The organism is Chitinophaga varians (assembly GCF_012641275.1).
Lineage (GTDB): Bacteria > Bacteroidota > Bacteroidia > Chitinophagales > Chitinophagaceae > Chitinophaga > Chitinophaga varians_A.
In genome coordinates, this window is sequence record NZ_JABAIA010000016.1 from 1 (window position 1) to 994 (window position 994).

Genomic DNA, 994 nt, shown 5'->3' on the forward strand with positions numbered 1-994 from the left:
GTTGGTTTACCACCCTGCTTCCTTTATCGCCGCAGCCGCTGTTGCACCGTGTTATAGAAGAACGGTGCCGGCAATACCCTGACCGGGTGGCTATAGCAGGTTATGGGCTTCGTATGAGCTACCATGACCTGAACGGTTACGCCAACCAGCTGGCCCATGGCCTGCTGTCATTGGGTTACCGGGACGAAAAACATGTAGGTGTTTATGCCGGCGGTGGTCCGTTACAGGTGGTTGCGCTGCTGGCCTGTTTTAAGGCAGGGGCCGTGTATGTTCCGATGTCGGCAGACCAGGCTGTTCATCATCTGTTGCAGGTGATAACGGAGACCGGGATGCAGGCCGTCGTTACCACTACGGCGCATGCGGCCACGCTAAAGCAATTGCTGGCTGCCCATGCTGTTAAGATCGATACGGTAATTATCCTGGACAGTCCGGTGGACACCGTGTTGCCGTTGTCGTTTGAGCATCATCTTCCCATAGAAAATATTGTATGCAGCGCAGTCAACCCCGATCTGGACTACGATGAGTCCGGTAGCGCTTATGTGTTTTACACTTCGGGTTCTACGGGCAGGAGCAAAGGCATCATCGGTTCCCACGTGTCGCTGAGCCATTACATCCACTGGCATCAGCGGGAGTGGGGCATCGACGGTAGTTTCCGCATCAGCCAGCTGGCGCCGATGACTTTTGACGCTTCGCTGAAAGATATCCTGACAGGCCTCATCGGCGGTGCCACTGTTTGTATGCCCGACAGCCATATCAAAAACAATCCGGCGCTGTTGGTGGAGTGGTTGCGCAGCGAAAATATTTCGTTGTTGCAAACGGTTCCTTCTGTTTTCCGGTTGATCACCGGCAGTTTACAGGAGTCAGGTGCTCCGCTTGCCGGCCTGCGTTACGTGGTACTGGCAGGAGAACGTTTATACGGGCGTGATGTGTTGAACTGGAAGGCTGCCAATGGCACCACTGCGCGGTTATCGAACCTTTACGGCTTAACGGAGAC

The 994-nt window shown here is 54.7% G+C and carries 1 protein-coding gene; it reads left to right on the top strand.

Going from position 1 to position 994, the window contains the following annotated elements; all coding sequences use genetic code 11:
- A partial coding sequence (locus tag HGH92_RS33390) for an AMP-binding protein (protein ID WP_168875203.1) occupies positions 1-994 on the top strand: 994 nt, incomplete at both ends.